Annotated in this window: 7 protein-coding genes; 4 read left to right on the forward strand and 3 right to left on the reverse strand. The window is 59.0% G+C overall.

Annotated features, from left to right (window positions below):
* The 4 genes from Q0H50_RS07575 to Q0H50_RS07590 form a co-directional block, all read left to right on the forward strand.
* Window positions 1-1,129 (forward strand): ABC transporter ATP-binding protein (locus Q0H50_RS07575; protein ID WP_294421032.1); only part of this gene is annotated, 1,129 nt, incomplete at its 5' end.
* A complete protein-coding gene (locus tag Q0H50_RS07580) occupies window positions 1,126-1,971 on the forward strand; it encodes an ABC transporter ATP-binding protein (protein ID WP_294421033.1) in 846 nt (281 codons plus the stop codon). The genes Q0H50_RS07575 and Q0H50_RS07580, both read left to right, overlap by 4 nt.
* Window positions 1,972-2,375: 404 nt before the next feature.
* The gene (locus Q0H50_RS07585; RefSeq protein ID WP_294421035.1) at window positions 2,376-3,047 is read left to right on the forward strand and encodes a hypothetical protein; all 672 of its coding nucleotides are present in this window, start codon (window positions 2,376-2,378) and stop codon (window positions 3,045-3,047) included.
* A gap of 20 nt (window positions 3,048-3,067) precedes the next feature.
* Window positions 3,068-3,715, forward strand: coding sequence for a hypothetical protein (locus tag Q0H50_RS07590; RefSeq protein ID WP_294421037.1), 648 nt, complete (start codon window positions 3,068-3,070; stop codon window positions 3,713-3,715).
* A 64-nt stretch (window positions 3,716-3,779) separates the two neighbouring features.
* Here the strand turns inward: Q0H50_RS07590 and Q0H50_RS07595 are convergent, their stop codons facing one another.
* From Q0H50_RS07595 to Q0H50_RS07605, 3 genes are all read right to left on the reverse strand, one after another.
* Window positions 3,780-4,460: an N-acetylmannosamine-6-phosphate 2-epimerase gene (locus Q0H50_RS07595; protein ID WP_294421039.1), complete on the reverse strand. Its 681-nt coding sequence runs from the start codon at window positions 4,458-4,460 to the stop codon at window positions 3,780-3,782.
* An 83-nt stretch (window positions 4,461-4,543) separates the two neighbouring features.
* Window positions 4,544-5,608, reverse strand: coding sequence for an ROK family protein (locus tag Q0H50_RS07600; RefSeq protein WP_294421041.1), 1,065 nt, complete (start codon window positions 5,606-5,608; stop codon window positions 4,544-4,546).
* A 116-nt stretch (window positions 5,609-5,724) separates the two neighbouring features.
* Window positions 5,725-6,964 (reverse strand): dihydrodipicolinate synthase family protein (locus Q0H50_RS07605; RefSeq protein WP_294421043.1); only part of this gene is annotated, 1,240 nt, incomplete at its 5' end.

The raw sequence follows: 6,964 nt of genomic DNA on the forward strand, positions 1-6,964 counted from the left end.
CCTCAACGGCGAGCGCGAGGCCGACCGTCTGGTTGCCGACCCCACCCTGGCGTACAAGGCTCAGGCAGCCGAACTTGAGCACCGTCTCGCCACCCTGCGCGAAGTGGAATCCAAGCGCACCGACCGCTTCCCGGCGCACACCGACGTGCCGCCCATTCTGGAAGTCAAAGATCTGTGCATCAAGTTCCCGCGCCATGGCGATGTCAACGTGGTCGACCACGTGAGCTTCGTGGTTCGCCCGCGCCAGACCATGGGTTTGGTGGGCGAATCTGGTTGCGGTAAGTCCATCACAAGCCTCACCATCATGGGATTGCTCGACCCCAAGGCTCAGGTTTCCGGCCAAATCATGTACAACGGCCAGAATCTGCTGGAGCTTAGCCAGAAGCAGATGAACGACCTTCGCGGCCGCGAAATCGCCATGATCTACCAGGACGCCCTGTCCTCCCTCAACCCGTCCATGCTCATCAAAGCTCAGATGAAGCAGTTGACCAAGCGCGGCGGCACCCGTACTGCAGAAGAGCTGCTCGAGCTCGTCGGCCTGGACCCGAAGCGCACGCTGGATTCCTACCCGCACGAGCTTTCCGGCGGCCAGCGCCAGCGCGTGCTCATCGCTATGGCCCTGACGCGCGACCCCAAGCTTGTGATCGCCGACGAGCCGACCACCGCTCTTGACGTCACGGTTCAGAAACAGGTCGTCGACCTGCTCAACCGTCTGCAGAAGGAGCTTGGCTTCGCGATGGTGTTCGTAAGCCACGACTTGGCCCTTGTCGCCGAGGTTGCGAACTCGATCACGGTCATGTACGCCGGCCAGGTTGTGGAGCAGGGCCCGGTCAAGGACATCCTGTGCAGCCCCATCCATGAGTACACGCGAGGTCTGCTGGGTTCGGTCCTGTCGATCGAGGCGGGGTCCGGTCGATTGCACCAGGTGCCCGGCTCCGTTCCGTCCCCGAAGGACTTCCCCGAAGGCGACCGCTTCACGCCGCGCTCCAGCCATCCGGACAAGGTCTCCCCTATCCGTCCTATGCTTAAGCGCGTAAAGGGCACAGACCATTACTACGCGGAACTGCCCGATAGCGAACTTGCACGCGTAGGCATCAAGCCGTATATCGAAGGAGGTGAGTCGGCATGAGCCAAACTGTGAGCAACACGGCAAATACCGCCGACGAGCAGACCCCCATCATCTTTTTGGATGACATCCGCGTCACCTTCAATACGCGTACCGGGTCCATCCTGCATCCGAACAAGGTGCAGGCGGTGCGAGGTTTGACGCTCAAGCTCATGCCGGGCGAAACCATCGGCATCGTTGGCGAATCCGGTTGCGGTAAATCGACTACCGCGAACGTCATGTGCGGTCTGCAGTCGCCCACCTCGGGCAAGGTCTACTTCAAAGGCCAGGACGTTACCAAGCGAACCGCCGACATGCGCAAGACCATCGGCCGCGTGATCTCGGTGGTGTTCCAAGACCCTGCAACGGCTTTGAACGCCCGCATGACGGTTCGTGATCAGCTTGCCGACCCCATGATTGTCCACAAAGTGGGCGACAAGATCAGCCGTGACAAGCGTGTGCGCGAGCTCATCGAGATGGTCGGCTTGCCGGAAAGCGTGCTCGACGCACTGCCCGGTCAGATGTCAGGCGGCCAGCGTCAGCGCGTTGCTATCGCACGTGCCCTGGCGCTCAAGCCCGATGCCATCATCGCCGACGAGCCCACGTCCGCCCTTGACGTGTCCGTGCGAGCCCAGATTCTCAACCTGCTGATGGATCTGAAGAAAGAGCTCGGCCTGTCCATGGTGTTCATCAGCCATGATATCCAGACCGTACGCTACATTTCTGACCGCATCATCGTCATGAACGCAGGCCAAGCGGTCGAGCAGGGTACCGCCGCCGAGGTGTTCGAGAATCCCAAGGACGACTACACTCGTCTGCTTCTTGGAGCTGCCCCCTCCCTGCTCCGCCCCGATCTGGGCAAATAAACTAATTCCAATTAATTGGATAGGAACAACGACCGCCCCTGCAGCTCAAATTTGAACTGCAGGGGCGGTTTTCTAGGTTATGAACAACTATGCTCGATAGCATGACTTGCAATAACTCAGCGACACAAGGGAATAGATGCAGCAACGTTTTCAGTAACTAAACCTATAAAGGCTTGAAACTAGCGATAGCCATTCAATAGCGCAAATGTTGTACAACAAATCCTAGACACTGGCCCATATACTGAGTGCAAATAATTGGACCTCGACGCCAACGCCGTTCGTACGATCCGCAGCTTTCAACGTTTATATCTGTTAGACAGGGTTCGCAGAACGGGAACAACCCAGATATATCGAGGCACCGGCAAATACTTCCAATCTAATGTCTTGTAGGTAAAGGGTCAGAAATGAAAACTCAGGCAATTGGAATTATTGCAACAGCTATCTATATTCCGCTGTTATCCATTCTCCTTTGTTCATGCACAGGAGAAACAATTGAAGATAACATGAACGCATCAAACACTACAGATGTCGGCAACGCAACCAATATGGAAACCTATGAAAACGTTGACGCTGACGATCGCGAATCTGAACTTCCTTCGATATCAAAGGAAGCAAAATCAAGCTCAACCGACAAAGATGAACTAACAGCAGTGACTGTCGGGAGCACGATTGAATCAGAGTCAGTTGACTTTGAAATCATCTCTGCCGAATTCACTGATTACGTACAATCACCCTCATATAGTTCAGGCGCTTATCAATATCTTACACCGAACGATGGCAATATCTATATGGATGTCGTGGCCTCAATCACTAATAAAACAAGCCACTCGCTCAAGAACCCAGCCACAGTAAAGTGTCTTTATAATTCAACATATTATTATGATGCAACTTTGATGTACGAGAATCAGAGCGGTGGATTCAATTTCCCCACCTTAACTTCTCTCGAGCCGTTGATTCCGATTACCGGTCATTTCATGATTTCAATTCCCCTAGAGGCGCAATCATCCTCGTTACCGCTCCAAATCCAAATCTCGCTCAAGGGAAGTGGTGAGCAATATCTGCTCACTATAAGATAAGAAAACAGAAAGGAAGCATCATGAAAGCAAGTGCACTTGTAACCGGAGCGCTAGTCCTAGCTTTGTCAACAACTTTAGTTGGCTGCAGTTCAGCTTCTCAAACCAGTGAATCCGATAACGCAAACCACGCGGAATCGAGCAGCACGAACGCCGCCGAACAAAGTCACTCTGCCCAAACAGATGATTCAACCGAACTGACGCTAGGCCAAACCGCAACAAACGACAATCTTGAGCTAACCATCAATACTATCGAATGGACTGACCAACTCCGCTCTCCGGCAGAATCAAATTACGGTATTTATGAGCATATCGACCCAAAGGAAGGCAGCTCGCTTCTACTAATCTCCGGAACATATAAAAACCTAGGGGCAGAAGGATACGCACCTGACAGCGCTGCAAATGCCGAAATCAAAATTAATGATAAGTATTCCGTGGAAACCGATGTTGAATGGGCATTACCCGATGACAACCTTTTCTCTCGTGGGCGCATAGATCCTTTGGTCACTGCTAATATTTACATTTACGCCAGCGTAACCGATGAAATGAAGAGCCAAATGGAAACAGGGACCATGACAATTAACTTCAGAAGCTACAAAAAAACTGGTGACAACACCTATTCTATTGGCTCTGATTCAATCGGAAAATTCAAACTTGATTTCAAAGCGTAGTTGGGCAAGTAGCAACCTATAATAAATGCCCCGCCGAACGGCGGGGCATTTATTATGCCGCGAACTACTTGCCAGCAGCCTCCACGAACCAGCTGGTGATGCTGGCGGGATGCGTGATGGCGGTGCCGACCACGACGGCCCATGCACCGGCATCCATGGCCGCCTTCGCGTCGGCCGGCGTGTGCACGCGGCCCTCGCAGATGACGGGCTTGCCCGGGAACTCTTCCACGGCCTGGCGCACCAGCGCCACATCCGGGCCGTCGGCCATGCCGCAGTCGATGGCGGCGCCGGGATGCGAGAGCGTGGTGGAGGCGATGTCGCAGCCGATGGCGAACGCGTGGCGGATGTCCTCGATGGTGGAGCAGTCCGCCATCACGAGCACGCCCTCCTCCTTCAGCGGGCGCACCGTGTCCTCAAGCGTCTTGCCGTCCGGACGCGGACGGTCGGTGGCGTCGATGGCCACGATGTCGGCGCCGGCCATCACGCAGGCGCGCGCATGGCGCAGCGTAGGCGTGATGTAGACGCCCTCGTGGCCTTCCTTCCAGATACCGATGACGGGCACCTCGGTGCGGCCCTTGATGGCCGCGATATCGGACAGGCCCTGGCAGCGGATGCCGCCGGCACCGCCCAGCTCGCAGGCACGGGCCATCTGCGCCATGGTCTCGGGGTGGCGCAGCGGCTCGCCCATGTACGCCTGACAGCTGGCGATGACCTTGCCGCGCAATTGCTCGATAATGGGATCCATTTCCCCATCCTTTCATGATTGAAAACAAGCGGCGCCCGCTGCCGCGAACAACGGCCCCGGGCGCTGCAATATACCGATGGAAGCTACTCCTGCGGCTCTTCCCTATCCTGATGATCCTGAAGGCCGTGCGGCTCGTCGGTCTCGTCGATCGCTTCAAAACCCTGGGCCTCTTCAAGCTCGTCAAGCTCCTGCTGAGCTTCGAGGTCCTCAAGGTAATCCAGCAGATCCTCGGCGGCGCCGATGAGCGGTGCATGCCCGCCCAACTCGGCCGCCAGGATGGGCAGGCTGCGCTGCGCCAGCGGGATTTGACGCTCGAAGCCCTCTTGCAACGCCGCACGCCATTTGGTGCCCGCCTTGGGCACCGAGCCGCCGATGACCACCATATCGGGATCGAGCAGGTTCGTGATACCTGCGATAGCCTCGCCCAGGGCGATGCCGGCGGTCATGATGACCTTATGCGCCGCAGGCTCGCCTTCAGCAGCGCGACGGGAGATCTCGGCGCCGTCGATATGGTTTCCCGTGATCTCGGCATAACGCGCCTCGATGCCACTGCCCGACGCCACCAACTCCAGGTGACCGGAACCGCCGCACACGCACGGGATGCCCACAGCCTGCGAACAGGCGATATGCCCGATCTCGCCGGCGAAACCGTGGTTGCCGCGCACCAAACGGCCGTGAGCGATCACGGCACCGCCGATGCCCGTGCCGGCGGCGATCATCATGCAAGTATCGGCCCCGCTGGCAGCGCCCCAACGCGCCTCGCCGAGCGCATGGGCCTGCACGTCGTTGAGCACCGACACCGGCAGCTCGCAGGACTCCTCCAAGCGCTCCTTGATGGGTTGGCCAGTCCAACCGGGCATGATCTCGTTGGCGTACGCGATGCCGCCCGTGACCGCATCCACGCGGCCCGCGGTGGACACGCCGATGCCGAGCACCTGCTCGCGGCGCGAACGCGCCTCGCCGAGCACTGTGTTCGCCACATCGCACACGGTGACGAGCACAGGTCCGCCACCGCGCTGCGCCTGCGTGGGCACCTGGGTTTCGAACACGACTTCAGGTGCAGCGTCGATCTGCTCGTATCGCAGCAGCGCGCCGGCGATCTTCGTGCCGCCGATATCAAGCGCCGCAACGTATGCGGGATATTCCATGCACCCCACCCTTCCCTTTTCGAAAAGCACCTTATTACCTGGTGCAAACCATGGTACCGCAAACAAAAAAGCCGGCGCGGGTGGAACCTGCGCCGGCTTGCAAAAGCGAAGAAAAGCTACTTGCGGATGGGAGCGTCCGCGTCCATGAGGCCGGCCTTCTTGATGACCTCGACGATGGCCGCGACGTCCTCGCCCTCGAGCGGCTGGACGGGCTCGCGCATCTGGTTCGTGTTGAACACGCCCATCTGCCACAGAGCCGTCTTGAACGCGCCCACGCCGGCGCCGAAGCCGACGGTTGCCTTGACCACGCGGGTCAGGAACATCAGGCGGGCCAGGTGGTCCTGGATCTCCTTGACGCGGTTCCAGTCGCCGGCCTGAGCGGCCTTCCACTGCTCCACGTAGCTGTGCGGGTCGAGGTTGGCCAGGCCCGGCACGCTGCCATCGGCGCCAGCCAGGTAAGCGCCGTCGACGCACACCTCATGGCCGGTGAGCAGCTGCAGCGGATGACCGGCATCCTCGTTCTCGAGCACCAGCCAGCGGAAGCTGACGTCGTCGCCGGAGGAGTCCTTCACGCCCTGCAGCACGCCGTCCTTGCCCAGGCGCACCAGCATGGTGGGGTCGAGCTTGGTGTGCACGCACACGGGCAGATCGTAAGCGAACAGCGGCAGATCGGTATGCTCGCGGATGGCGCGGAAGTGACGCTCGGTCTCCTTCGGGCCGCCCAGAGCGTAGAAGGGAGCCGTGGCGACGAGGCCGTCGACGCCAATGGCCTCGGCACGCTTGGCCTGGTCGATGACGCGCAGGGTCTCCATGTCGATGATGCCGGCCCAGACGGGCACGCGGCCGCGCACGATGGTGCCGTCGCTCATCACGCCGCGGTAGTTGTTATAGTAGCCCGTGCCGCCCGCCAGCTTTTTGCTGGCCGCCTTCCAGGTTTCCCACGGGGTGGGATACTGCGCGCCCAGGTTTTTGAGGTAGTTGGCCAGGTCGGTCTGCACATCCTTGGCCGCGTAATTGCTGGTGATGGGCGTTACCTGCAGGGTAATCACGCAGGGGTAGCCATCGCGCACGGCGGAGGCCGGCTCGGTGAGGATGTAGGTATCGCTGGCGGAATCATCCACCGTGTAGCCCACGGCGGACTTGAAGGTGAAGCCCAGCTTGGCGGCGGTATACTCGCCGTAGCTGAAGGTCAGCTCCGGCCGCGGGGTGGGCGTGGGCATATCGATGGGATCGATGGGAATGGGCGTAGCGCCGGCATACACGCGCTCACCATTGGCATTGTACGCGCCGCTGGCGGCGGTGTAGCCGTTATCCTCTTCGGACGCGGGATTATACCCTGACGGCAGCCCCATGGAC

The organism is uncultured Senegalimassilia sp. (genome assembly GCF_934632265.1).
GTDB lineage: Bacteria > Actinomycetota > Coriobacteriia > Coriobacteriales > Eggerthellaceae > Senegalimassilia.